The sequence below is a fragment of the Paenibacillus dokdonensis genome, assembly GCF_004916975.1.
Classification (GTDB): Bacteria; Bacillota; Bacilli; order Paenibacillales; family Paenibacillaceae; genus Paenibacillus_AQ; species Paenibacillus_AQ dokdonensis.
In genome coordinates, this window is the sequence record NZ_STGQ01000001.1 from 799,708 (window position 1) to 825,486 (window position 25,779).

Consider the following 25,779-nt stretch of genomic DNA (forward strand, 5'->3'; position numbering starts at 1 on the left):
GTTTGGGTTCAATATATTTTTCTTTGGTATCGTCCACTTTCTGATCCGGTTTCACAAACTTTACATCCTCACTAGCTCTTTTCGAGGGACATCCCAACAACTGTCCCGAAAAGGAACGGAGGAGAAGGGGAGGGGTAAAAATATATATAAAATGCTCCCGTGGAGGCAAGTCCGCCGCAGGAGCATTTTTTGTCAGCGATTAGTAATCTGCTACTGGCAACCCGTCTACCTCCGCATATCGGCATTCAGCCAAACCGCCTCTTTCCCCCTGTAATCCATCTCTTCCAAGGAAACCTGTTGCTTACGTCTGCGATTCCCGACCGTCCACCTCGACCCGGGCAATCGGGACAATGCATAACTTACTCCAAGCGCAGCCACAACCGTCAGCATAAAGGTGAGCAGCGTATAGGATACATGTCTGCCTCCAAGTATCATAGGCCGGGTAAAGTAGGCAATCACATAAATCAGCAGAGCATGGACAAGATAACCGCCGAAGGAATATTTCCCTATCCATGCAAGCAATCGCAAAAACACTTGGCTGCGTCCTTGCATTATGATCAGAAGACCGTATAACAGCAGCAATTGCGCCACAATGATCAAGAATGTCGAAGGCTTAAGATAAGTGGATATATTCAAATTGACGACTTCTCCTGAACCCCGAATAACGTCATATCCTAGACGGAAGTACATCCCCAGGAAAACCAATCCGCTCCAGGGCAGCAGCCGCGTACACCACATCCGCCATTTGTCCGTATCGGCAGCACAAACAGCCCCGATTACAAAATAGAATCCGTACATTACAAACGAATAGCTGCGGTATTGAATCAATTCCGTCCAGGGACTGCCGAGCTTTGCGGTCCAGGAGCCCATGACATGATAGGAAAGATAGAGAAGTGCTATATAAAACAAGCCCGCACTGGCGATGATCGCAAACGCATACCTGTCCCGGCTTCGTTCATGCAGCGGTTCAAGCCGTGCGCGTACGAATCTGTACAGGGCAGCCATCACGGGGAAGAAAATATAAAACTGAATAATCATGATAATGAACCACAGCTGATAACCGGTTTGGGGGACGAAAAACTCCCGGAGCAAGCTGCACCAATCCTGCCAGCCATTTTGCCAGAAAGCGGGTGTAAACACCCGGACATACAGCCAATACACAACGGTCCATATCAGAAAAGGGACGTAGACGTCTTCAAATCGTTTGCGGATGAATCGCCAATAATGAAGTTTTCCGCCATGGTTATAGAACATTAATACAGCGGACAAAAAAACGAATGTCGGGGTGCCAAAACGGGTCAAATGATAAATCATCGTCAGTATGATGGAGTCGGCCGGTTCAATATCAGCCCTGTAAATATACTCAGCGATGGAGTGCTGCATCACGATCGCTAGGAAAGCGAGCCCTCGGAGCTGGGTCCACTCTGCAATACGCGGTTTGCCCATGAAATAGAATCCTCCTTCAGTTGCAGTTAGGCGCAAGTATACCAATTTAACATTAAAGTAACATTAAATGCGAAATGGAGAATAAAGGCATGTTTCAAAATGATAGTCGGCACGAACCAAAAGGGCTGTCTCATAAGTGGATTTCCCACGACAGATACAGCCCCTTGTTAATTTAGGATCCGAAAAGGTCTCAACAAAGGAGCGATTCTCCCGTTATTGGAGAATCGCTCCTTTGCGCTTTTCCTCTACTCCGGCTTGCTTCAGCATATTGTGAGCAAGGGAAAGCCAACCGACCTCAAGCGTCACATTTTCCATGCCGCGAAGCAGAAACCGCCGGAAGCCCCGGTTGTTTTTCAGTTGGCCAAACACACTCTCCGGCTCAATCATTCGCCGTACGGCCAGGGCATAGCCTTCCTCACTTCGGAGGAGGTCCCGGGCCTGACTTTGGTATCGCAGCCTTTCCAGACTTACCGCTACTTCCCGGTTCCCTGCTGCTTTTGTGCACCGATCTTTCAGCGGGCAGCCTTCACAGCTTTGACTTCGGTAATGACGCCTGCGAATCTCATATCCACTTTCTAGTGTTTCCTTGCTTTCTCTGTGGAAATGCAGTGTTTGCGCGGCGGGGCACGTCCAGTTATCCTCGGCTGCGTTGTACGTCCAATTCTCGATTTTACTCACATCTGCTTTCCACGCTTTGCTCTTTTCTTTATGGTAACTGCCGTATTTAACGACTGCTGTGATCTCTTCCTTTTCCAGATAGGCATAGTTCTCTTCACTTCCATAGCCTGCATCTGCAATGATTGTCTGTGGATGTTGCCCCAAGATCCGCCGTGCTATTTCCAGATGAGGCTCTAAACAACGGGTATCCGTGGGTTTTTGGTGGACACTGTAGGCTAAAATGAACTGATTTTCCGTGCCAATCTGCACATTGTATCCCGGTTTTAACTGTCCATTTCGCATGTGGTCTTCTTTCATCCGCATGAAGGTGGCGTCCGTGTCGGTTTTGCTGAAGCTGTTTCGATTTCCAAGCAACTTTTGGTAATGTTCGTACTTCACAAGTCTTGGAAGCAAGTCCTTCCGAAGCTTCCGAACGGCTTTCTTTAAGGGGTTATCCTTGGGATGTTTCAGCAGCTGAGCTTCCAGTTGCTGCGTGACTTGTTCGAGCTTGCTGCTATCTAACTCGGAAGCCTCACCGAGTTCGGTCAGGTCTTTGCCGTGATGCTCGCGCTCTTCCTGATGCTTTGCGGCTTCGATGGTGGAGAAAAGTGCATGTACCTTCTCTTGCAGTTTGGTCTTGTGTTTGCTGACCGCTTTACCCCAGACGAAGGTGTAACGATTGGCATTGGCCTCAATCTTGGTACCATCTACGAAATAATGTTCCAAGGAGATGTACTTTTCATCTGCAAGAAATTGAAGTACGGCGGAGAACACGGTTTCGAGGACGTCTTTCATCCGCTCAGAACGGAAGCGGTTAAGCGTGCGGAAATCCGGACGTTGCCGTCCGGCTAGCCACATAAAGGGGATGTGTTCCCGGATGGCTTTGGCGATTTGTCTTGAGGAATAGATGCGCTGTGTGTAGGTGTAGATGATGACTTTGGTGAGCATTTTGGGATGGTAACTGTCACGGCCGCCGCCGGGATAGGCAGCGTCAAAAATGGCGTCGTCCAATCGATTGACGGCAGCATTCACGACACGAACGAGGTGGTTTTCTGGAATATCTTCTTCCAGATCCATTGGCAAACAAAGTTGGTCCATGGTATATTGAATGTACAAAGAAACCTCTCCTTTGAAATGGTTGGTCACACTTCCATTTTACCAAAAGAAAGGTTTCTTTTTTTGTTTTTTTAAGATTGAAGATCCATTCCCCGCATAAACAGCGGAGAGGACGGACGGATTGTGGAAAAGCGGCAGCGTTCGCCTTGATCTCGGGATTTTCACCGCTAAGGGGAATGAAAAAAAATCCGGAGAGCACAGCGATTGGAACAATGGTCCGTTCGCGCAGCGTCCACCCAAAAAGTCTAAGTATATCCTACGTAAAAAACAAGGCTGTCCCAAGCAGCCATTTCATGGCTTTTGGGACAGCCTCCTTGAATGAATTTGTCAAAAAGTGGAACGTTTCGATATGATCTAATTACATGGTTAAATAACCATCAGCTCAACAAAAAATACGTTTGACAGCGGTTACATATAGTATTTATAATCTATATTGAAAATAAATTGAAACGTTTCGATACAATGAAAGCAGCGCATTTATATGCTGATAACCAAGGAAGAGGTTGCCCCTTGGTTCAAAGGACAGCCTCCATTACAGGGATCCGGCAATTATTCCTTAACTGCTCCAATGACAATACCTTTCACGAAAAACCGCTGCAGGAAAGGATATGCGATAAGGATGGGTAGCGCACCAATGAAAATTTGTGAGGCGCGAAGCGTCCGTTGTGACATGTTGGCGATGACAGCCGGATCGAAGCTCGTGGTGTTCCCCTGTACAATAATGGTTTGCATCAGGCTGGCAAGCGGGAGATTCTCGGCATTTTTAATATAAATCAGTCCATCGAAATACGAGTTCCAGTGCCCCACCATGGTAAACAAAGCAATAGTCGCAATAACAGGCATGGATACCGGCAAAAAGATGGATACAAAGCTCCGGAGATAACCTGCACCGTCGATAAAGGCGGCTTCTTCAAGCTCTTTGGGCACGGTACGGAAGAAATTCAACAGCAAAATCAGATTGTACACGGCTACCAGACCTGGAAGGATGAGCGCGAGCAGATGGTTCATGAGACCAAGCTTCAAAATTAAGATATAGCTCGGAATGAGACCGCCGCTGAACAGCATGGTGATGACGAAATACCAGAGATAGGAGTTCCTTCCGCGGAACACATGATTATCCTTCGAAAGGGCATATGCGGCCAGAGCGTTCACGAGCAAGCCCAGTGCTGTTCCGATGACGGTCCGTTTAACAGATACCCATAGCGAAGTCAAAAAGTTGATGTTATTAAATGTCTTGGTATATGCCTCAACCGTAAAGCCGATGGGCCAGAATGTAACCAGACCGGCATTGGCAGAAGCTGTCGAGCTCAGGGAAACCATCAACAAATGGAAAAGCGGCAGCAGGCAGGCGATGGAGATGACCGCGAGCAGGACGTAATTAAATATGCTAAATATCCGGTAAGGCAGCGTTTTGTGATACATAATCCAGTCATCCTTTCAAGTAAAACGGATGCGCCATCCCGGCGGTCGGCAGCATCCGCCAAAGTCTATTTCTATCTAATCGTTACTAGAAAATCCGGTAGCCTGCGAATCTGTACGCCAGACGGTAAGAGATAACGATCAGGATTAAGCTGATTACGGATTTGAACAAGCTGACAGCTGTCGCGAAGCTGAATTGTCCACTCAGAAGTCCTTCCCGGTATACGAAGGTATCGATGATGTCACCTTGCTGATAAATCATCGGGCTGTACAGGTTGAAGATTTGGTCAAAATTCGCGTTAAGCACATTGCCCAGTGCCAGTGTGGCGACCACGATGAGAATCGGCACAAGCGAAGGAATCGTAATATACATCGTTTGCTTGATTCGGCTTGCCCCGTCGACTTCGGCTGCTTCGTACAGCGAAGGATTAATACCGGCGAGCGCGGCGAGGAAGATGATGGTGTTAAAACCAAATTCCTTCCAGACATCGCTGAAAATGATGGTAAGCCGGAACCAGGTACCATCACCCAGGAAGAAGATCGGTTTGATGCCAAACAAATACGTTAGAAATTGGTTCACGATACCGGTCTGGGCGAGCAAATCGATCAGGATTCCCCCGAGAGTTACCCATGAAAGAAAGTGAGGCAGGTATACGAGGGTCTGGATGGATCTTTTGTACCCCATGTGTCTGACCTCGTTTAAGAGCAAGGCGAATGTGAAAGGGATAATTAAATTCAGCACAATTTTGGAACAAGCGAACAGGACGGTATTCCAGGTAATTTTCATAAAATAATCATTCTCGAACATGTACTGAAAATGTTTAAGGCCGACAAACGGGGATCCGGTAATGCCGAGCGGAGCCTTATAATCCTGAAATGCCATAATAATGCCGGACATGGGTACATAGGAAAAAACGAAGACCAACAGCGCAGCCGGCAGTACCATCAGATGCAGGATCCAGGGCACACGGCTTCTCTTTTTCTTTTTCGCTATCCGCTTAGTCTTGAGGTTTACTTCCGGACTCATCATTTGTTCCATAGCTCTCTCCCGTTCCATAAAAATCTCGATTGTATGAGGTGAAGTTCTGATCTATATCATAGCAACGCGGATCATCATTGAACTATAAGACATTGTTAGGATCGATAGGGTTTTGTTAGGCATATTGCCCCGGGGGGAACGCAAATGAAGCTAGGACATGGTATTAGCATATTTAGAAAAAGAATAGGTGCGAAGTTCAGCTTGTCCAAGAAAATGAACATTTTGATCCTGATGTTGTTCATTCCGATGATCGCCATGTTTGCTTACTCGAACAGCATTGCGTTTAACGTAATCGATAAAGAACTGAAAGCATCGAATATCAAGCAGCTTTCTTTTCTATCCAGCCAGATCGACTCCCGGATCAATCAAACCATGGATTTCGTGCTCACGTTCTCCAAGGATCCGAATGTGCGCAAATTTAATGGCTTAAACATATGGGATGACCGTTATGACCGGATGCAGACGAGATATGTCATACAGGAAAAAATGATGCTGCAGTCTGGGATTACGAACATCTGGCCAGTGAAGTTCACCGTCTACTCACAGCTGAATCAAGAGGCGATAACGAATGCAAGTACGATGGCGGATTATGATGAGGAATACCTGCGAAGAAACATGACGGGAAAATGGAATTACGGTGACGGGAAGAGCCTTTTTAGTGGGGAGAAGCCGACGTTTCACTGGTTTTACACGGATTCGATTGGGCAGCAGGTCTCATTGAAAGGGAGCAATTTGGTCGTGCAAGCCACATTTGGGCATGAGAATATCCAGAACTTGCTGGACACGTATAAGGCAGGCGGACAAGGCAATCCGATATTTTATCACAAGGGAGAAACACCGATCCTGAACCGCACGGCAAGCGAGCAGCTGACTAATGAGCTTGTCCGGTATTTGCAAAAAAATAAGCTGGAGGATACATCCCAGCAAGTCATTACCCTGAACAACAAGAGCTACCTGATCAGTGCAGTGAAATCTCTCTATCTGGATTGGTATTTGGTGGATATTGTTCCGCTAGATCAGATATTGGGACCGATATCATTCAGCCGTAACTTATTTTATCTAACGATGGTGCTGCTCTTTGTCGTCGGCATTTCTGCATCTATACTGTTGTACCGAAATGTACAGCGTCCTATCCGCAAGCTGATACGCGGGCTTCAAAGCGTGCAAAAGGGGGATTTTTCCGTAAGAATTGACTCCAACGTCAACAATGAGTTTTCGTTCCTGTTCTACAGGTTCAATGATATGTCCAGTCAAATCCAACACTTAATCGAAAATGTGCTGTATGAGCAACTTCGTACGCGGGAAGCCACATTAAAGCAATTACAGGCCCAGATTAACCCGCATTTTTTGTATAACTGTATTGGTTACATGATTAACATGGCTCAGTTGAAGGATGAGGAGGCCGTCGTATCCATGGGCTACAACCTGAGTGCATATTACCGTTATATTACACGCATGGAGAGGCCGTTGGCATTGCTTAGCGATGAAGTCCAATTGATTATTAATTATTTGGATATACAGAAGCTTCGCAACGGCAGAATTCATTATCATATCGACATTCCGGAGGAGATGCTGAAGCAGGAGGTACCGCGGTTAATGCTGCAGCCGATTGTGGAAAATGCCGTCATACACGGGGTTGGAAAAACCTATAGCTCGGGGGAAATCCGGATCAAAGGCGAGATGTCGGACGGTTTCTGCAGGCTTTGTGTGGATGATGATGGACCGGGAATGACTGAGGAGCAGCTGGATACGCTTAACCATAAAATGCGGGGACCCATTCAGGAAGATATGGGCTACGGTTTCTGGAATACGAATCAACGCATTATTCATCAATTTGGGGAGCAATCGTCAATGATTTTCCGAAAATCGGATCTGGGTGGATTTCGCACGGAAATCGTTTGGGTAACTGCTTCGGTAGAAGAGCAAGACGAACCTAATATTCAAAAAGGGGATCAGCACACATGCAAATGATCATTGTTGATGATGAAGCCCATTGGGTGGATAACCTATCTGCAACGAAGCCTTGGCATACGCTTGGTATCGAGCAGGTTCATAAAGCATATTCCGCACAGGAAGCACTGCGAATTTTAGAAACGCATCCGATTGATCTGATCATCTCTGATGTCATTATGCCGGAAATGACGGGAATTGAACTGATTGGAAAAATTCGTGAACGAGACAATAAAATAAAATGCATTATCCTGTCCGGGCATTCCGACTTTGAATACACCAAGGAAGCACTACGGCATCATGCGGTCGATTACTTGTTGAAACCGCCGACCGACAATGAGTTGCTGGGAGCGGTAAAGACAGCGATAGATCAGATGAAAGCCGAATGGGAAAGTGTCAGTTCTTATGAGCGGACTGAATTTACACTTCGGGAAAATTTCCCGCTTTTGCGGGGCCAGCTGCTCCTGAATGGACTGCGCGGTGAGTCGTTGACGAGTGAGGAATGGACACGGAAGCTTGAAAACTATCATTTGCCTTTCCGTCTCGGGGAATGCGCACTGCTGCTTGTTCGCATGGAGGATGAATTCGGGAAGTACCGCAATAACGGACTGCAATTGATGGAATATGCGATCATTAACATGGCGGAGGAAATACTCGGGGAATTCGCTAACGTTTGGGGGGTTAAGGAGGAGCATGGATATCTGGCGTTTCTGCTTCAGTTCCGAGAAGAGGATCCCTCCACCATCAAAGAGACCCTGCTTGAGAGATTAGCAATGCAGCTGCAAGCGAAAGTGAAGCAGTTTCTGGACGGATCGCTATCGATCGTCATGACGGAATTTTTTCAATTTCCTGATCTGCTTTCGGATCGTTACAGTCATGCATTGGCTTATTTTCGGCAGATTGTCGGAGAAGAACGCGAATTTGTCATTCGGGCAGGCGATCTGGATCAGCGGGTATCTCAAGGACCTCTTGATGTTATTCATGCTCCTCCTGGGCTCAAAAACCTGCTTGAGGCGGGACGCTGGGATACGGCGGAAGAGAAGCTGAATGCGATCTTCGCCGAGCTGGATGAGAAGTGGTATGACTCTTGGGAGCATTGTCTGGAAGCGGGGTATATGATCGCTGCCTCGTTCGCCCATTTTGCCCATCGCAATGGACACACGCTTGCCGGTTTACTGGGAGAGGATATTACCCTGCTTCAGAGCCCTGAAGCTTTTGCCTCCATCAGCAAGCTGCGGAGCTGGTCGCTCGGATGTTTACATAAGCTGAGAGATGGTACATCCAACGAAGTGAAAGATATGAGATCCTTATATGTCAAAAAAATTCAGGCCTATATCGAGGGGAATTTGCATCTTGATGTTTCGCTTCGCGCTTTGGCTGATCATGTCAATTTGCATCCGACGCATCTATCCAAGCTGTATAAGATTGAAACAGGCGAAGGAGTCAGTGATTATGTATTCCGCCTACGGATGGAGACAGCCTGCGATATGCTGAAGAAGACAGAGAAAAGAGTGTACGAGATCAGCTCGGAGATCGGTTATTTGGATCCGGCGTATTTCATCAAGGTATTCAAGCGGCAGTTCGGGGTTACCCCGCAAGAATACCGGGAAGGAAAATAACAACATGACAGAGTCCTATGGAAACTAACAAATTCATATAGATGACCTCCCAGGCCCGTTGGTAAAGTAACTCTTGTAACAATCTTACAACGTAGGGGGTAAATCAATATGGGGAAAATGAGGAAGCTATGGATGCCGCTTGTTGCAATGATGCTGTTTATGTCAGCATGCAGCAGCAATTCAGGCAGCAGCAGTACTGCCACCGATGCGGATTCCACTAAAACTTCAGAAACAAAAACCGAAACAGTGTCCGAAGCAGATGAAGCATTCAAAAACGGCAAATATGATCCGCCGATCGAAATCAGTTCGGTCATTATGCCGAGGGATTATACGAAAGGCGAAACGAAAGAGAACAACGTGCATGATCGTTGGATGCTTGAGACGCTAGGCATCAAACACAAGGATACATGGTATCCGGCAGGCAGTGACCAGTATAAGCAGCAGCTTCAACTCGCGCTGACATCCGGTGAAAAGCTGCCCGATTTCGTTATGGTTCCAACGGATGCGGTGCTGACCAATCAATTAATTGATTCCGGCCAGTTCATGCCGATCGATGACTTATTTAAGAAGTACGCGAACAAAGTGTGGCAAGACCATGCGGAGCAGAATCCTGAACTTTGGTATCCGTTCACAAAGGACGGCAAGAAATGGAATCTTCCGATTATGGAATATACCGACAATGATGACACGGTTTTGTGGCTTCGGGAAGATTGGATGGAAAAGCTGAAGCTTGAAGCACCAAAAACGATTGCCGATCTCGAAAACATTATGGATAAATTTAAAAATCAGAACCCGGACGGACTGACTCCGAAACAAGTTTATCCGCTCGCAATTTCCCTGAAGAGTAATACCAATACATGGATGGGCGGACTGGATTGGCTGTTTGGGGCCTATGGATCTGTAGAAGAGCAGTGGAATAAGGATGCCAGCGGCAACCTTGAATACGGATCTGTAAATCCTGGCGCCAAACAGGCACTGGCCAAGCTCCAAGAATGGATGGAGAAGGGCTATATCCATCCGGATTCTGCGCTGTGGGATGAAGGTAAATCGGCTGAGCTCTGGACTAAAGGCGATGCTGGTGTTCTGCCAGGCGCCAACTGGGTTCCGGACTGGCCAGCTCCTGATCTGCTCAAAAATGTACCTGGATCGAAATATAAAGCATATCCGGTTCCGGCAGGTCCAGATGGTCTGATCGGTACGAAATGGCAGAACTCAGGCGTGAACAGCAGCTTCATGATCAACAAGGATGCCAAGCATCCGGAAGCCATTATTCTGTATTACAACTATCTGCTTGATAATCTGGCGAATCCTGCTGTGGGCAGCCCGTACGAATATGGCTTTGCCAAAGGCTATGATTGGGATGAGGTTGACGGACAACCAACAAGCGACAAAGATAAGATCAAAGATTTCTTCGATAAGTTCCCATTCATTACAGGGCCGGCTCGCATTCCGAATCTGTATATGAATACACTTGTTAAACTGGCTGACGGCGCGAAGCCGGAAACGCCATATGAGAAGCAGCAGGCCCAATTCCGTAAACCGGAAAACTGGTATGCAGCCAAAGTGGTAATGTCACAAATTGATGTCCGCAAGCAAAACTACTTTACAGGTGCAGCTACACCAACCATGATTTCAAAGTGGAACCTGCTCCGTCAGTCCGAGCTTGAAACCTTCAACAAAATCATTTATGGCAAATTGCCGGTAAGCGCATTTGACGATTTCGTCGCAAGCTGGAAGGCGAATGGCGGCGATCAAGTAACGAAGGAAGTTAACGAATGGTTTAAGTCCGTTTCCAAATAAATATATATCTATTTCAGGGGAAATCGATGGATCATTCTTCGTGTTAACACCGCGAAGAAGGCAGAAAGAGCAATTAACTTATGTTATAATAACGTAAATAAGCCGCCCTTATGAGGCGGCTTATTTATTGTCCCCATATCAGGTGACCCATAAATAAAGAAGTGAGGATGAAACGTTTTGAAAGTCATGAAGTCTGTATTGTTTGTATTGTTAAGTAGTATATTGCTTTTGGTCGGCTGTGGATTAAATGAGGAACAGTCACAACCAGAAGGCTTAACCACGTTTGAAGGGGTAGCAAGCTATATCAAGGCTCATCAACAATTGCCGGATAATTTTATTACGAAAGCCGAAGCGAGAAAGCTCGGCTGGGATCCTCAGGGTGGAAACCTGCAAGATGTTGCGCCCGGCAAAAGCATCGGCGGCGATGTCTTCCAAAATCGCGAAAAAAAATTACCCTATAAAAAGGGGAGGATATGGTACGAAGCCGATATTCATTACACATCCGGCCATCGGGGAAAGGACCGAATCCTGTTTTCCAATGATGGTTTAATATACAAGACGGAAAACCACTACGAGACGTTTGAACCTATAAAGTGAAACATTGGAGGGATCAGAAAATGCGCAATATCATATTAGATGGCGGAAAAGTGGATAATAGAGATCAACTGCATGCCGTCTTAAAGGAAGCTCTGCAGCTGCCCGACTATTACGGCAACAATTTAGACGCCTTATGGGATTGTCTGACGGGGTGGGTTGAAATGCCGCTTATGATTCGTTGGCTGCATTATCAGGAAAGTGAAGAGAAGCTTGGGGAATACAGCCAGCTTTTACTGCAGCTTTTTCGTGATGCTGAAGAAGAAATCGAAGGTTTTTACTTACAGCTCGAACTATAAAGAAAAGCACAAGCTAGGAGCTGACGAGAAAAATTACATTTCGATTTGAATTCACCGATTCAATGAATATTCGGCTTGAAATACCACCTTGGCAATGAGCATGGTCACGTCATCCGTGAACCATGCTTTTTGCATTATTCATAAAATTAACATTCCGTAAATCCTCCGATTACATAATGAACATAAAATTGGAATAACTACATCCATTGGAGGATTTGAATGTCAACCTTTAACCGCAAGGACCCTTGGTTCAAAAAAATAACGATCGCATTGATGGCTGCGCTTTTGCTTCAACCGGCTGCAACGAGCCTAGATTGGGGCGGCTATACAGCTCATGCAGAGGAAAGCGATACGGCTCAAGAGAACGGTAACGCCGATCCGGCTGAGTTGCCGGAACAAACTGGCGATCCTAAAGATATGGAAGAGAACGATGATAACGCAGGCAGCATTGAAATTCCGGAGAGCCCTGAAGTCCCAGCGGTGGCCGCAGAAGAGGCCGATTTGTTAGCTACCTTTGAGAGCAATGAGGTGTCTGAATCAAACAAGCCCGTCGTCATCAGTAAAATCTTCGGCGGGGGCAGCCAAAACGAGGATGCTCTCTACAAATACGATTTTGTGGAGCTATATAATCCGGCGGATACAGACGTAAGTATGTCAGGCTGGTCCGTTCAATATGCCGTAAGTTCGGCCAAAACGGACAGCACTTCATGGCAGGTAACGCCGCTTCACGGGACGATTCCCGCGAAGGGGTATTATTTGATTCAAGAGGCCGGGAAAGCTTCGCTTCAGGGTCCGGAACTGCCCGCGCCGGATGATACAGGGAACATCGACATGGACAACAAAGACGGAAAAGTGGCCTTGGTATCGGATTCAACGGCTTTAACCACGGTCAATCCGGCAAAACCGGCCGCTCCCTCAATTGTTGACTTTGTCGGGTATGGAGGAGCGCAAAGCTTTTACGGTTCAGGGGCGGCACCGACCCCTTCGGCACAAAAGACTCTTGTCCGCAAAGCGGAAGACCCGATCCTTGTAACAGGGGTGCCAAGTACTATCGGCAGTGATGCTGAACTGTTTGGAAATGGGTGGAATACCCGCGATAACAAAGCTGATTTTGATATAGCGACTTTGGGAACCTTTGCCCCTAATAATGCTATGTCTTTAACGCCGCTTTCGGTAAAAGCTGACAGCGAAAACCATGTTCTTAAAATGTCCTCGTTGCGGGAAATCAGTTCATCAGATAATCAATTTGCCGTATTCATGACAACCGGTACGGTGAAATCGGGAGCGTTGAATCCGGAAGACTATGAAGTAAGCGGTTTGCCGGATGGCATGACCGTAGTTCAGGCAGAAGCCGATCCGCTAAATCGAAAGATTATCTTCACGATTGGGGGTACTGCGGTAGCCGACGTTACAGCGAATCAGGAGCTCAGTGTCATCATCCGGAAATCTGCCATTACGGCTGGAGCCTATAACGACTCCCGCACGGTAAAGGGTATCACCCTACAAAACAACACACCTAAAATTACAGGAGAGGTCATCTCAAGCACGCTAGCCATGACGGAACCAACGAAGGCTGCGGGATCGTTCTTAATCCATGTAAAGGCAGGAGCTGTCAAAGATGGACCTTTAGCAGAAGCCGATTATTCAATGACGGGTCTTCCAAATGGATTATCTGTTCAAGCATCGGGTGATGCTTCAGCTAACCAGATCACTTTTTCAATAAGTGGAACAACGATCTCGCCAGTTGACCAAGCTATTCCGCTGACTGTTACATTGAAAGCTTCCTCTGTTGTCTCCGAAGGGGCTCTTGACTCCGATCCTATCGAGGGAGCCGCGCTGGATCGGTATAAAACGCCTGTTCAGGCTGACGTAGCACGCAAGGCTGAATTGGCAGAGCGCCTCAAAGAAGGAAACTCATATTATAACGATCCGGATGCCAAGAGTTATAAATATGGAACGACCGGGATGGCGGCTACGTCGGCTGCTTTTTACCGCGGGGCCCCGTATTTGATGTATCAGGATTTGGGCACTGTCATTCCACTGCCAGGGAGCTGGAAGAAATTCACTAATGTGAATACATGGATTGAAGGGGATGCACATATCGCCAATGTGGGCTTTTACGATGATAAGGCCGGTAACATTATTTTTGATTTGAATGACTTCGACGGGGCATATACAGCACCATTTTATTTGGATCTGCTTCGAATGACATCAAGTCTGTATTTGACCCGCGATTCTGAGGGGCTTTCCGGCGTTTCGGATGCGGAAATTAGAAATATGGCTAAGAATATGCTGAACCAATATATGCTGTCGCTTCAATCTTTAATAGGCAATAACAACAAGAATACAGGGACATCAAAATTAGATATGATGAACGTAAGCGACGGCTTCACGAAAACGATCATGACCAAGCTGGCGAAGAAGACACAGCTCGATCATTTAATCAAGTGGACCGTACCAACAGCAGACGGAAAGCATTCTACCGGCGTTCTGAACGTTGCAGGCAAACCGGACAAGTACCGCCAGCCTGCGGCGGCTGAAAGGGCAGAGGTAGAACAGAATTGGCATAAGTATGTGGACACGTTATCTCCAGATTTTGTCCGTGCCAAGCTTGCGGAAAATGCCGATTATTTTGCAATAAAGGATGTCGCGGTTCGCATCTATCAAGGTCTGGGGAGCATCGGCTCCCAAAGATACAATGTGCTGATTGAAGGCCCTACGGCGAGCCATGATGATGATATTATTTTAGATGTCAAACAAGCATTTAAGCCCGATATGTTTGAGAACCCGGAAGGCGCGCAAACGACCCCTTATGATACTTTCCCGGGAGGAGACGGGGCCAGAGTTAAAACGGCTTATGAAAAATTATCGCTGGATGCAGAAAATTTCCTTGGTTATTTTGACAGCAATACACGGTCTTTCTTTGTTCATAAAATATCGCTCTACAAAGGTGACTATGAGGATGCATCCGGAGGGACATTTAAGACCAAGGAAAACCTTGCGGATTATGTAAGCTACGCTGCTAAAGCCTATGCTTATGCACATGCACGCTCATCGGAATATCCAGGCGACACATTTGAAAAGAGCGTGATCGATCAAATATATGGCAGCAGTGAAGTGTGGGATCAATTCCAAACGAAACTCCTCAATCTTGGCGAAGATTACTATCAACAGGTCAAATCTGATTATGCGCTGATGAAGCCTGATTTGATCGGAGGAAAACTAATTGATGTGGCCGATTTGAACGATTTGACACTCAGCGGAGCAGCTTTATCGCCGGTATTCGACGAGGGTAAGCTTAACTACACCGCATCGGTAAGCAGTGATATGTCATCTATTGATGTGAAAGCTGCTTCCCTGGATCGTAAGGCATCCATGTCAATCAATGGAGAAACCTATAGCACAGGTACATCGAAATCAATTGCACTCCATCCGGGTGCTAATGTGATCGCTGTAATTGTGACCGCTCAGGATGGAACAACCAGTAAAACATATACCGTCCGGGTTCAAAAGCAGGATTCAAACACCGGCGGCAATGACGGCAACGGTGACAATGGTGGTAACACTGGCGGTGGTAACGACGGAAACAGCGGAGGTAATAACGGTAACGGTAGTGGTAATACCGGGAATAATGGAAGTGGTGGAAGTAACGGTAACTCCGGTACAGGCACTGTAACCCAACCAGGTGCTGGTAACCAGGAGGCTAAGAGCTATACGGCTGTAATTGACGCCAGTAAGTTCCAAGCAGCATGGTCAGAAATGCAAGCGGGCAGTCCAAAGGAGCATCGTCTGATCTTCAACGTGACAGATCATGAGGCTAAGGATTTGACCTTGCAGATTCCGCTAAGTAAGCTGCAGGAAGCTTTCAAGCTGATGCCGGATCTGATGCTTACCATGAACACCGATGTGGCCAGCTACAGCCTGCCAATCCAGGCGATCGATTTTGAAAGTATCGCTAAAAGTTTAGGAGTTCCCACATCAGCAAGCACCTTAAGCATTCAGATCAGTCAATTAAGCAGGCAAAAGGAAACCGCTCTTCAAGCGAGTCTGAGAGCCGCTGATCTGGAAGGAATAAGTACTCCAATCGAGTTTAGAATTCAGGCAGAAGTGAATGGGAAGCAGATAGATATAAACGATTTTGGCAAGCATTATGTTGCCAAGATAATTCCCTACACATCGCAGAAAAATGTGAATGAACTCGTTGCCTTGAGAGTCAATGCAGATGGAACGTTATCCATGATTCCGGCAACCTTCGTGAATGGAAAAGCAACGGTGTATAGCATGAGCAACAGTGTTTACATGGTGGCATATGCCAAACCGCAAACATTTACTGATATTTCCAAGCATTGGGCGAAAGGTGAAATTGAACTGCTTGCGGGAAAACGCATCGTACAAGGTACAGCAGCTCAGACGTTCTCACCTGATAAAACGTTGACCAGAGCAGAGTTCACGGCGCTGCTCAGCAAAGCGTTTGCGCTCAAAGAGAATCTTACATCGGCAAGCTTCATCGATGTACCTGGAGCGGCCTGGTACGCGGGTTCGGTTGATGCTGCGCACAAAGCTGGCATCATTACCGGCTTCCCCGAGGGGGACTTTAAACCGGGCGAAGCGGTTACCCGTGAACAAATGGCAGTGATGATCGTTAAGGCAGCCGAACTGGCAGGAAAGCCGCTTGATGCCTCCCATAATTCCGGTACGGCTCAATTGTTCACGGATTCTAATCGGATCAGCGGTTATGCGCAGGCTGCGGTAGAAGCCTGCCGCGAGTCCGGAATTATCAAAGGGAATCCTGACGGCAGCTTCACTCCGGATGCCCCTGTTACAAGGGCGCAAGCCGCGGTTATGGTTAAGCAGCTGCTGCAGTTTATCGAGTTTTTGAACTAATCATTTTTATGCATGGATCCTAGTTAACACCCTCATTTCGAGGGTGTTTTTTTATATGGTTCTTCTACCCTTCAGGCTAGATTGTGAATATTTCCCCGTCATTTAGAGGAATGTATCCCCTTACATAAATTCCAACTAATGTATGATAAGAACAGACAGCAGAAGACGAAACAAATCACAATAAAACCATTTAAGGGGGATTTACAAGTGAAAAAGTCATCTTTACTTCTTCTAAGCATGCTGGTTGTATTCACGATGTTCCTGGCCGCTTGCGGTAGTAAAACAGAGGACAAGAATGCAGCACCGGAAACACCAAAAACAGAAACAGAAACACCAAAAGAAACAGAAGCTCCGAAAAAAGACGTATCCCTTCGCGTGTTCTCCACGTTCGGCGGCACAGACTCCGCCCGCGAAGCTTTCCAGGCTGCACTGGATGAGTTTACGGCTAAAAATCCTAACGTGAAGATTAATAATGACACTATGTCAGCAAATGATGACGGTTTCAGAACGAAAGTAAACACAGATATGACATCCGGCAATGAGCCAGACCTGCTGTTCTACTTTGTCGGTGCTGATGCACAAGGCTTTGTTGATGCAGGCAAAGTCGTTCCATTGAACGATATCCTGGATGCTAATGCGGATTGGAAAGCGGGATTTGCTCCGGCTGCTCTTGAAAACACCAGACAGAAAGACGGCAATATCTATGCCGCACCTTTGACTGGTTTTTACGAAGGATTATTCGTCAACAAAAAAATCTTTGCTGACAACAACCTTGAGCTCCCTACAGATTGGGATAAGATGAAAACTGCGGTTCAAACCTTGTCCAAAAAAGGTATCATTCCTTTGGCTGCACCATTCGACCAATCTCACTATGTGATTGAGCACTTCATACTTTCTGCTGCAGGTGACAAAGGCCATAACGCCGGATTGGCTGATGGAATCGATCCAAACTGGGAAAAGGGCTACGCTGCTATGAAGGAGCTGTATGATCTTGGCGCATTCCCTAAAGATGCTGCAACGATTGATCTGAGCATGGCATCCAACTATTTTGGTGAAGGAAAAGCTGCAATGATTCTGGAAGGTTCTTGGGCAATGGGGAACTGGAAAGATGCTGCAGTAATCGATAACACAACAGTTCTTCCTTTCCCTGCAATGCCTGGCGGTGTGGGTACAGGTAAAGATGTTATCGGTGGTTTCGGAAGTGGCTTCTATCTTTCCAAATCCACTTTTGACAATGCTGACAAGAAAGATACTGCTATTGAGCTTCTGAAAAACATGACTTCTCCAGCAGTTATTGAAAAAATCGCAATTGCTAACGGTGGTACTCCTGCTGCTGCCGGTGTTGAAATTAAAGGTGCAAACCAAACGGCGACGGATGGTTTTGCGATGGCTGCAAACGCTACTTCCGTAAACAATCCAATCGATACGATGGTATCACCAGAGACATTCTCGACACTCCGTGCAGGCGTGCAATCGGTAGTCACTGGCAAGAAAGCACCGGCTGATGTGCTTAAAGAAGCAAAGGCTATTGAGGATGCGAACAAAAAGTAATCATCTTTTTTAAAAAGAGAGTCTGATTCTAGTTAATAAACGCCGCCCTCTTGTTGAGGCGGCGTAATCTTTTACATGGATGCTAGAGAAAATAAAACTCAAGTGGTGATAAATATGAAGGGCGATCGAAAGTATATCTGGATATTTTTACTCCCTACGGCTGCATTTTTGTCCATCTTTTTATATTATCCATTTTTTAAAAGTTTGTATTTCAGCTTTTACCGTACGAAGGGATTCTTTGATAAAAAGTTTATTGGTTGGGACAACTATGACCGTCTAATATCGGATAAACTACTGGGTGCTGCAACACTCCACACCTTGGAAATAATGCTGTATGTCCTTGTTTTTCAGGTCGGCATCGCCTTGGTACTCGCCGTAATGGTTGATAATATCAGCAAATTCAAGAGCTTTTTCCGGGCTGTATTTTTCTTTCCGGTCGTAATTTCCGGTACAGCCATTTCTTTGCTGTTTGTTTTATTTTATAACTATAATTTCGGTCTACTTAACAATGTCATGGTTAATTTGGGTTTGGAGAAAGTGCTCTGGCTCAGTGAGACCAATGCGCTTAAAGCCATTGCGGTTCCCACCGTGTGGCATTACGTCGGATTTTACTTTGTATTGTTTGTGACAGCGATGTCAAAAATCCCTGAGGATTATTATGATGCGGCCAAGCTTGAAGGAATTACCGGCTTCAAAAAAATGATAAAGCTTACCATTCCTTTGATACTTAGCGACATCAAGGTCGTCATTACATTAGCTATTACCGGTACCATGAAGGTATTTGACTTTGTGTGGGTTATTTCCAGAGCTCAAAACGGTACGGATGTACTGGGCACCTATATGTATAAAAAAGCGATGGTCGATCAAAACTTCGGTTACGGCTCCACGGTTGCGATCTACATGGTCATACTCGGGGTTGTTATAGCTTTGCTTGCCAACCGTTTGTTAAAAAGCGAAGAAATCACATATTAAGCTGTTATTAGGGGTGTAATTGTTATGCAGCCAGCTATAAGCAATGGACAACAAATCCGGCACACGAAAACAAAAAGCCGTTTTAGTTTAGGAACGACCTTTATGTATATTGTATTGTCAGCTTGGGCATTAACGACGATCTATCCGCTATTCTGGATCGTGAATAACTCGTTTAAGGTATCCAGGGATGTCATGAACAAATCATTTTCATTAGCTGTAGACCCTGTATTGATCAACTACACGACAGCATTTGATCGAATCAATATAGGAAGAAGTTACATCAACAGTTTGATTATGTCTGGCGGGACGGTATTATTCGTACTGCTGTTTGGCGGATTAGCCGCATATGTTTTATCCAGATTTACCTTCAGAGGGAAAAAAATAATATTTTCCATTCTATATGCGACGCTTCTGGTACCGGCATTCGCTACGGTCGTTCCGGTGTATGAGCTTCTCATTAAGACAAGTTTGGTGAATACGTACTGGGGTTTGATCTTGCCGCAAACAGCGGGGAATTTAACCTTTGCGACATTAGTTATTGCCGGGTATATGGCGACCATCGCCAAGGAACTGGAAGAAGCGGCATTTATGGATGGATGCAACAGATGGGAGATGTTCACGAAAATTTTCGTTCCCGTTTCCAGACCAGCATTTGCATCGGTAAGTATTTTCGTATTCCTCTGGTCGTATAATGACTTGTTCTCTGCTTTGATTTTTGTGAATAAAGAAACGGTTCGTCCTATTGTGGCGCTGCTCAGTGAAATCAGCTCGCAGTACGGTACGGATTTCGGGCTTATGGCAACCGCGGTTGCACTCACCGTCATGCCGATTTTACTTATCTATCTGTTCATCTCCAAATTTATTGAAAAAGGGTTAACAGAGGGTGCCGTCAAAGGCTAATAGGACAAACAAGCGCAGCAATGTATAGGGCATAAATTGAAGCCGCTAAACACACCGGAGTGTATTTAGCAATGACTTCTTTATTAGAATAAAGCTATAAAGCGTTACAACAGGTTCTTGCCACCAGTTTACCGATTGTAATACAATGCTTTTAATTTAAACGTTCACGCCATAATCCATAAGCTATGAAGGAAAGAGTAAGCGGAGTAAGCTCCTGACAGGGACGGCATGCCGATAGACTGAAAGCATCCGAGGAACACTGTCCGCCGAAGTTCATTCCTGAGCCGGTATCTGAATGTCTGCTTGCAGATGGTAGGAATACCCGTACCCTTGCGTTAAAAGGTTTCAAGTGAGATATGCTGCAATTCGGGCATGTCTAATAAGGGTGGTACCACGACTCCTCGTCCCTTGACGGACAGGAGTCTTTTTGTTTTTTATTAGACTATAAAAAGGAGAGATACGAGATGAGTCAGGGAAGATTAGAAGAGCTGCGTACGAAATTGGATGAGGTAAATCTTCAACTGCTGGAGCTGTTATCGGAGCGTGCACGAATTGCACAAGAGCTTGGGGTTGAGAAAGAGAAGCAGGGTGTTCCGAAATTCGATCCTGTACGTGAAAAAGAAATGCTTGAAAAGCTGGTTGCGAGTAATGAAGGGCCGTTTGATCATGAGACTGTGCGGCATTTATTCAAGCAAATTTTTCAAGCATCCCTAAAACTGCAGCAGGTGGATCACAAGAAGCATCTGCTGGTTAGCCGTAAAAAAAAGCAGGAAGACACGCTTATACAACTTGGTGATGTGACGATCGGTGGCGCCAAGCCAATCATGATCGCTGGACCTTGTTCTGTAGAGAGCTACGAGCAGGTGCGAACCGTCGCAGCTGCACTGAAAGAAGCTGGCATTACCGTCATGCGTGGGGGAGCGTTTAAGCCGAGAACTTCACCGTATGATTTCCAAGGCCTTGGCATTGAGGGTCTGAAGATACTGAAAGAAGTTGCATCTGAGTTTGGTCTGAAAACGATCAGTGAAATCGTGGATCCGGCCCATATCGAGCTTGCTTGCGAATACATTGATGTCATTCAGATCGGTGCGAGAAATATGCAGAACTTTGAGCTATTGAAGGCGGCAGGGGATGTCAAAACTCCAATCCTCCTGAAACGCGGCTTGGCAGCAACGCTCGATGAATTCGTTCACGCGGCGGAGTACATCGTATCCCGCGGAAATACGCAGGTTATGCTGATTGAACGGGGTATCCGTACCTACGAAAAGGCGACACGCAACACGCTGGATATCTCGGCAGTACCGATTCTGAAGCAGGAAACGCATCTTCCGGTACTGGTCGATGTCACACATTCAACAGGACGCAAGGATATATTAGCACCATGCGCCAAAGCGGCTCTGGCCGCAGGAGCAGACGGTGTGATGGTCGAGGTTCATCCAGACCCGGCAACAGCTTTATCGGACGCAGCGCAGCAGCTGAATATTCCGGAGTTCCATGATTTTTATCATGTGGTCAAGAATTCGGGATTGATGTAATGATAATGAAGCGGGGCAGTCAGACCTAAATTACCCGTTCATTTCATGAATAATGAATAAAACCCATGATCCGCTAATAAGCAGCTCATGGGTTTATTTCATTGAAGGGGTGACAATCTTAACCTTCCTTTGGAGGATTAATAAATGGTTTTCTCATGAGTTGGAGTCCTGTGTTCTTAAGCCTGGAATCCAGCTTAAATTCAATCGTTGCATGCTGGTAGAGCTCAGGCCAGCGGTTAAACTGACTTGCGGGAACCTTGCCTCTGAAGTGATTTCCAAGCTTGAAGATATCTGATTTTTTCTTTTGGGTTTGTTCGAAAATCTTAACGGCCCGGTTTTCCAGAAGGCGATTAATGGAAGCTTCCAGCTTGTCCGGCTTTATGGTTATGCCATGAGCAGAATCCATTAATGTCATGGTTAATTTGGCTTGAATGCGGATGACCGGTTTGTTGTTTTTCATACGGGTATGAATGGTTGCCTCCGATTCAAGGATTTTCACATTCATTTCCTGAGCGGTTTCGATTTCAAAGGGAGTCATTTGGTTCGTTACGATTTCATAGATTAACGTCTCTTCGGGAGTGAGCATGCCGATCATCCGATCCCCTTGAAAAAAAGCGTTGCCTTTTAGTTTAAATAAGGTGACCGGATCACTGATTAATAACGGGACAAGGTTTTCTTCTAAGGGATTAAAGTATCCGCTGAATAACCCCCACAGAGGCACCATGTTTTTTTGTGCCGTTCCTCCTGCATAACGTTCGAAAAAAAGCTTCGTGTAAACGCCGGATAATTCACCCGACGGGTTTGGCTTGGTGAAAATCGGCTCCATATCACCGGATACTAAGGCAACGACAGTATCCAAAGGCAGCATCCGATCCCGAATGGTAAACTCCAGGTAAGGCAGAAAGCCTTTTTCCGCCAGTCTTTGGTCCAGAAATATGGTTCTGGTTCCGGACATATCGAGATATTTGGGCAGCTTCAACCGAAGGCTGTCAAAGGCTTCAACGACAGTATTCCCGAGCTGATTGGTAGTGAAAAAGTCTTTACCGGGTCCGCTTGAGGAAGATTGGGGGGATTGGGGAATCGGAAACCTTGTCCAAATCCGAATCTTATTATCGGGAGCTTGTTCAATTCCAATGGCCGTGACCAAGAGCCGGTTATCGATATCCTTTACATCCCAGCAGCCCTGCAGCAGAAACGCAAGGATAACAAGACATAAGGTGAGAAATGTTCTTCGTATTTTTATTCTCATGAACGTGATTTCATCCTCTCCGCCATAAAGGATTTAATAATCACGGCTAACGGGAACAAAAACATCAAATACAAGCGAAAAGGCGAATCCCATTCGACCGATTTCTCAATCCCATTCCAGGAGGTAATGAAAAAGGTGGAAGCGTAAGTCACCGCTCCGATCAGCAAATAGAGCAGTTTTTCGTTCCAGCTCGGAATCATCGCCTTAAGGGCGATGACGAAGCAGTGCAGCATAAGCGACAGTACCAAAATAAGATACAGCATCGAAGTTGAGATAAATACGGCGGTCAAATTTTCAACGACGAGCCAATAATGATTCACAGAATCCATTTTGGATATATAAGGAAGCGTTAAATTCCGGGACATTTCTGCACTGAACGTAAGCACCGGCAGATACACCGATCCGGCGATTAATGGCAAAAAACAAATTGCAGCAATCATGTAGGGCTTCCAGAGCTTGTCCGGTTTCTTCGTGTATTTGCCGCATGCCGCATAGTACAGATAACCTAACCAAATGCAGGACGATGCATAAAACTTGGAGCTGGTGATGAAATCCCCGTTCGTATGTATCCAAGGCTTGCCCAGATAGAGATGGATATCACTTAGGCCAAGAAGGGTTAAAGCAAACGATAGGGGTAAACTGACCAGAAGGAAGACTCCGGCCGTCCGTACAATGGGGACAAGCCCTCCCATTGCCAAAAATACGGAAATCAGGATGACTCCATTCAAGCACCATTGCGGTGTTGTGTGCAGGATCGTCATCGAAATAATTTCGGTATGAGCCCGGATCATAATGATCATCGATCGCCATATGAACCACATCATGGGCAGGATGAATAGAATCATCCCTGGCCATCCTAACTCCTGCTTGGTAATGGCAAAGGCATCCATGCCCTGGTGCAGCGCCATCATCCGGCTGAACAACCATGCTCCGAGCAGACCCAGCATCATCCAAATCAGGATCGGAATCCAATAGCTTTGATTGGTGGCATTGATAATGAAATATGGATACAGGTAAAAAGAAATCGCCCCGAATACCATAATCTGCAGAATAAAATATTGGGGCATGGAAATTTGCGGATTTGCTGCCGCCTGCTTCATTTTCTCATCCCTTTTCCGAAGGTTATCCAATTCGTGAGCGAAAAATGATGGGACTTTCCGAGAAGACCCAGGCTTCTGGATCGAACTCTTGCCCCCGGACCTATCGGCGTCAGATAAGAGATCCCAAAGGATTCTACCCGCGCAATGCAAATGACCAGAATAGCAAAACAGAATACGATCCCCAGGACACCCAATATACCGGCTCCGATCAAAATGAAGTATTTCAATATGCGCTGAACCAATCCCATTTGATAATCCACAACAATAAAATTCGTTAAAGCAGTCGTTGCTGCAACAATGACCAGCAGATTGCTTACGATGTTCGCCTGAATGATCGCTTGGCCAAGCACCACACCACCAACCATGGTTACTGTTGAGCTGATGGATCTGGGCAGGCGGACGCCTGCTTCTACGATGCAATCGAGCAAAATGAGCATGAGCATGGATTCAATCCATACGGGGTATGGAACGCCTTCTCTACCGGCGGCCGCTGCCAGGCTGATTTCCAGACGGCTGATGTCGATGTTTACAGAGGTAATCGCGACATAAAAGCCCGGTAAAAACAAATTTAGCATTAATGCCATAAACCGCAGAGTTCTTAGAAAGACCGCAATAAACGGCGTCAAATATTGATCCTCGGCGGATTCCCAAAAATCAAAAAAAGGAACCCGGGGCCATGATCGAAAACGGGGTTCCGTCCATAACGATAACAATCTTGCCGTTTAATAAGGAGGCCGACACCCGGTCCGGACGCTCCGTCGTCACGGCAGCGGGGAACAAACCCGTTTTTTCGTTCAGCATCCGCAGCAATTCTCCGGATTCCTGAATGCCGTCCGTATGGATCTGGCTGATTTTATCGCAGGTATATTGGATAAGTCCCGGATCTGTAATGCCGTCCAGATACAGCACGCCGATTTTAGTATTTGTGATTTCGCCGATCGAGACCTCCCAGATTTTCAAACGGGAGGTCTGCATTCTTTGCCGAACCAGAGCAATATTCGTTTGGTAGTTCTCATTAAACGAATACATCGGACCCTGGATCACGTTTTCGGTTTGCGGCTGCTGCAGCCCCCGCTGCTGTGGATTTCCCGTTTCGAGGATGATGCCGTTACAGGAATCCATGGTGCACAGGATCGTTTTGCCGCTGCAGATTGCCTTCTCACAGGTTTCAAAGTCTCCTGCTGAATACTTTTTGCCGGAATAGCTGCTTAAATTCGTCTGGAGTTCATCATCCAGCGTTGGTTGGAGCTGGAATTTCAGGTGATCGGAGCCCGCTATTGACGTCAGATAACATAGATAAATTTGCCGGGAGTCTGAAGTGCCGATACAGACCTTTTGGAAATCAGCGGCGTTCTGGAAGGCCTCCTCAATCTGTGGAAGCAGGGGATGATGACCGGAAAAGGTTAAGAGCTGAAGGAAGGTTTTAAACGTTTTGTTGTCATTGGATTCCAAGTTCATTCATCTTCCTTTCCTGCCAGCTCGATCTAGTTTTCTCCTAATTATTCCATGGAAAGGCCCTATTTATGCGGCAGGATAAGGGTGAGAAAATATTGCGCAGCTGATCAAAAAATGTTGCTTGCTTTGAATATAAGGCCCCCTATATCATGAAGCATGCGGAATGGGCCCACATTTCCCGCAAGGCTTTAGTG

At 46.3% G+C, this 25,779-nt stretch carries 18 protein-coding genes; 10 read left to right on the forward strand and 8 right to left on the reverse strand.

What is annotated here, in order from left to right; genetic code table 11:
* Window positions 1-225: 225 nt before the first annotated feature.
* The 4 genes from E6W40_RS03720 to E6W40_RS03735 all read right to left on the reverse strand — a co-directional run bounded on the left by E6W40_RS03720 (window position 226) and on the right by E6W40_RS03735 (window position 5,584).
* On the reverse strand, window positions 226-1,446 hold the full coding sequence (locus tag E6W40_RS03720) for an acyltransferase (protein ID WP_136604251.1): 1,221 nt from the start codon (window positions 1,444-1,446) through the stop codon (window positions 226-228).
* Window positions 1,447-1,659: 213 nt separating this feature from the next.
* Complete coding sequence (locus E6W40_RS03725) at window positions 1,660-3,219, reverse strand: IS1182 family transposase (protein ID WP_136604252.1); 1,560 nt, start codon at window positions 3,217-3,219, stop codon at window positions 1,660-1,662.
* A 549-nt stretch (window positions 3,220-3,768) separates the two neighbouring features.
* Window positions 3,769-4,641, reverse strand: coding sequence for a carbohydrate ABC transporter permease (locus tag E6W40_RS03730; RefSeq protein WP_136604253.1), 873 nt, complete (start codon window positions 4,639-4,641; stop codon window positions 3,769-3,771).
* Between the two features lie 85 nt (window positions 4,642-4,726).
* Window positions 4,727-5,584, reverse strand: coding sequence for an ABC transporter permease (locus E6W40_RS03735; protein ID WP_246073050.1), 858 nt, complete (start codon window positions 5,582-5,584; stop codon window positions 4,727-4,729).
* Window positions 5,585-5,821: 237 nt separating this feature from the next.
* Here E6W40_RS03735 and E6W40_RS03740 point away from each other — a divergent pair, with 237 nt between their 5' ends.
* The 10 genes from E6W40_RS03740 (at window position 5,822) to E6W40_RS03785 (ending at window position 21,781) form a co-directional block, all read left to right on the forward strand.
* Window positions 5,822-7,648, forward strand: a complete 1,827-nt coding sequence (locus tag E6W40_RS03740) for a sensor histidine kinase (protein WP_246072845.1) — start codon at window positions 5,822-5,824, stop codon at window positions 7,646-7,648.
* Window positions 7,639-9,246, forward strand: coding sequence for a response regulator transcription factor (locus E6W40_RS03745; RefSeq protein WP_136604254.1), 1,608 nt, complete (start codon window positions 7,639-7,641; stop codon window positions 9,244-9,246). Before E6W40_RS03740 ends, E6W40_RS03745 begins: the two co-directional genes overlap by 10 nt.
* A gap of 108 nt (window positions 9,247-9,354) precedes the next feature.
* Window positions 9,355-11,046, forward strand: a complete 1,692-nt coding sequence (locus tag E6W40_RS03750; RefSeq protein ID WP_136604255.1) for a type 2 periplasmic-binding domain-containing protein — start codon at window positions 9,355-9,357, stop codon at window positions 11,044-11,046.
* Between the two features lie 186 nt (window positions 11,047-11,232).
* Window positions 11,233-11,643 (forward strand): ribonuclease domain-containing protein, encoded by a 411-nt coding sequence (locus E6W40_RS03755; RefSeq protein WP_136604256.1) that lies wholly within the window; start codon window positions 11,233-11,235, stop codon window positions 11,641-11,643.
* A gap of 20 nt (window positions 11,644-11,663) precedes the next feature.
* A complete protein-coding gene (locus tag E6W40_RS03760) occupies window positions 11,664-11,939 on the forward strand; it encodes a barstar family protein (RefSeq protein ID WP_136604257.1) in 276 nt (91 codons plus the stop codon).
* A gap of 219 nt (window positions 11,940-12,158) precedes the next feature.
* Entirely contained in the window at window positions 12,159-16,823 is a 4,665-nt protein-coding gene (locus tag E6W40_RS03765; protein WP_136604258.1) for a DUF2252 family protein, read from the forward strand.
* Between the two features lie 138 nt (window positions 16,824-16,961).
* Window positions 16,962-18,374, forward strand: coding sequence for an ABC transporter substrate-binding protein (locus E6W40_RS03770; RefSeq protein WP_246072847.1), 1,413 nt, complete (start codon window positions 16,962-16,964; stop codon window positions 18,372-18,374).
* Between the two features lie 114 nt (window positions 18,375-18,488).
* Complete coding sequence (locus tag E6W40_RS03775) at window positions 18,489-19,346, forward strand: carbohydrate ABC transporter permease (RefSeq protein WP_136604259.1); 858 nt, start codon at window positions 18,489-18,491, stop codon at window positions 19,344-19,346.
* Window positions 19,347-19,370: 24 nt separating this feature from the next.
* Complete coding sequence (locus E6W40_RS03780; protein ID WP_136604260.1) at window positions 19,371-20,246, forward strand: carbohydrate ABC transporter permease; 876 nt, start codon at window positions 19,371-19,373, stop codon at window positions 20,244-20,246.
* Between the two features lie 464 nt (window positions 20,247-20,710).
* Window positions 20,711-21,781, forward strand: a complete 1,071-nt coding sequence (locus E6W40_RS03785; RefSeq protein ID WP_136604261.1) for a bifunctional 3-deoxy-7-phosphoheptulonate synthase/chorismate mutase — start codon at window positions 20,711-20,713, stop codon at window positions 21,779-21,781.
* Between the two features lie 118 nt (window positions 21,782-21,899).
* Here the strand turns inward: E6W40_RS03785 and E6W40_RS03790 are convergent, their stop codons facing one another.
* From E6W40_RS03790 to E6W40_RS03805, 4 genes are read right to left on the reverse strand one after another with little or no spacing between them, the layout of a single operon-like run.
* The gene (locus E6W40_RS03790; RefSeq protein ID WP_136604262.1) at window positions 21,900-23,030 is read right to left on the reverse strand and encodes a Ger(x)C family spore germination protein; all 1,131 of its coding nucleotides are present in this window, start codon (window positions 23,028-23,030) and stop codon (window positions 21,900-21,902) included.
* On the reverse strand, window positions 23,027-24,130 hold the full coding sequence (locus tag E6W40_RS03795; RefSeq protein WP_136604263.1) for a GerAB/ArcD/ProY family transporter: 1,104 nt from the start codon (window positions 24,128-24,130) through the stop codon (window positions 23,027-23,029). Before E6W40_RS03795 ends, E6W40_RS03790 begins: the two co-directional genes overlap by 4 nt.
* Window positions 24,127-24,843, reverse strand: coding sequence for a spore germination protein (locus E6W40_RS03800; protein ID WP_136604264.1), 717 nt, complete (start codon window positions 24,841-24,843; stop codon window positions 24,127-24,129). Before E6W40_RS03800 ends, E6W40_RS03795 begins: the two co-directional genes overlap by 4 nt.
* Window positions 24,785-25,588, reverse strand: a complete 804-nt coding sequence (locus E6W40_RS03805) for a spore germination protein (RefSeq protein ID WP_136604265.1) — start codon at window positions 25,586-25,588, stop codon at window positions 24,785-24,787. Before E6W40_RS03805 ends, E6W40_RS03800 begins: the two co-directional genes overlap by 59 nt.
* Window positions 25,589-25,779 lie beyond the last annotated feature (191 nt).

What these genes read in the sequence shown, in the direction of transcription:
- E6W40_RS03790 (WP_136604262.1), bottom strand. Translation starts at nt 23,030, where the DNA reads ATGAGAATAAAAATACGAAGAACATTTCTCACCTTATGTCTTGTTATC.
- E6W40_RS03760 (WP_136604257.1), top strand. Translation starts at nt 11,664, where the DNA reads ATGCGCAATATCATATTAGATGGCGGAAAAGTGGATAATAGAGATCAA.
- E6W40_RS03775 (WP_136604259.1), top strand. Translation starts at nt 18,489, where the DNA reads ATGAAGGGCGATCGAAAGTATATCTGGATATTTTTACTCCCTACGGCT.
- E6W40_RS03755 (WP_136604256.1), top strand. Translation starts at nt 11,233, where the DNA reads ATGAAGTCTGTATTGTTTGTATTGTTAAGTAGTATATTGCTTTTGGTC.
- E6W40_RS03740 (WP_246072845.1), top strand. Translation starts at nt 5,822, where the DNA reads ATGAAGCTAGGACATGGTATTAGCATATTTAGAAAAAGAATAGGTGCG.
- E6W40_RS03805 (WP_136604265.1), bottom strand. Translation starts at nt 25,588, where the DNA reads ATGAACTTGGAATCCAATGACAACAAAACGTTTAAAACCTTCCTTCAG.
- E6W40_RS03785 (WP_136604261.1), top strand. Translation starts at nt 20,711, where the DNA reads ATGAGTCAGGGAAGATTAGAAGAGCTGCGTACGAAATTGGATGAGGTA.
- E6W40_RS03795 (WP_136604263.1), bottom strand. Translation starts at nt 24,130, where the DNA reads ATGAAGCAGGCGGCAGCAAATCCGCAAATTTCCATGCCCCAATATTTT.
- E6W40_RS03770 (WP_246072847.1), top strand. Translation starts at nt 16,962, where the DNA reads ATGTATGATAAGAACAGACAGCAGAAGACGAAACAAATCACAATAAAA.
- E6W40_RS03745 (WP_136604254.1), top strand. Translation starts at nt 7,639, where the DNA reads ATGCAAATGATCATTGTTGATGATGAAGCCCATTGGGTGGATAACCTA.
- E6W40_RS03730 (WP_136604253.1), bottom strand. Translation starts at nt 4,641, where the DNA reads ATGTATCACAAAACGCTGCCTTACCGGATATTTAGCATATTTAATTAC.
- E6W40_RS03780 (WP_136604260.1), top strand. Translation starts at nt 19,371, where the DNA reads ATGCAGCCAGCTATAAGCAATGGACAACAAATCCGGCACACGAAAACA.
- E6W40_RS03720 (WP_136604251.1), bottom strand. Translation starts at nt 1,446, where the DNA reads ATGGGCAAACCGCGTATTGCAGAGTGGACCCAGCTCCGAGGGCTCGCT.
- E6W40_RS03750 (WP_136604255.1), top strand. Translation starts at nt 9,355, where the DNA reads ATGGGGAAAATGAGGAAGCTATGGATGCCGCTTGTTGCAATGATGCTG.
- E6W40_RS03765 (WP_136604258.1), top strand. Translation starts at nt 12,159, where the DNA reads ATGTCAACCTTTAACCGCAAGGACCCTTGGTTCAAAAAAATAACGATC.
- E6W40_RS03735 (WP_246073050.1), bottom strand. Translation starts at nt 5,584, where the DNA reads ATGGTACTGCCGGCTGCGCTGTTGGTCTTCGTTTTTTCCTATGTACCC.